This window comes from Corallococcus sp. AB038B, assembly GCF_003668955.1.
Taxonomy (GTDB): domain Bacteria; phylum Myxococcota; class Myxococcia; order Myxococcales; family Myxococcaceae; genus Corallococcus; species Corallococcus exiguus.
In genome coordinates, this window is record NZ_RAWO01000141.1 from 1 (window position 1) to 432 (window position 432).

The window sequence follows — 432 nt, forward strand, 5'->3', positions numbered from 1 at the left end:
CAGAGAACCTGTTCGGGTAGTATATGATTATCGTGATAATAATCAAGGCCAGCGAGAATTCCGTTTTTCTGGTTATACAGAAAAGCATGACTGTAAAGGATTACCTTGTGTGGGTGAAAGTAATTATAATAACATTCATTCAGTATATCAAAACGACTTGAACAGAAGCAACGATACCAATTATATGAATGTGAATCAAGCAACACGATGTGAATTGAGAAGAAGAAAGGGAGACGAAGAGGTGATTAATTGTAGTCATTTTATGTCTATGACTCCTGATTTTAGTTTTTATTTCAAACAAAACCTAGACTCGAGAATGATAGAAGAACAGAATCGCTTCATATTTAAACTCGGGAGAAATGAAATATGTAACTGAAAAGGATTGAAGGAAAAACAAATGTGATTTTATTTTCTGTCTTTATCATGTCGCTC

Annotated in this window: 1 protein-coding gene; it reads left to right on the top strand. The window is 33.8% G+C overall.

The features are described 5' to 3' along the window. Window positions 1–376, top strand: a 376-nt coding sequence (locus D7Y04_RS46205; protein WP_233601867.1) for a hypothetical protein, incomplete at its 5' end; no start/stop codon positions are given. Window positions 377–432: the final 56 nt, after the last annotated feature.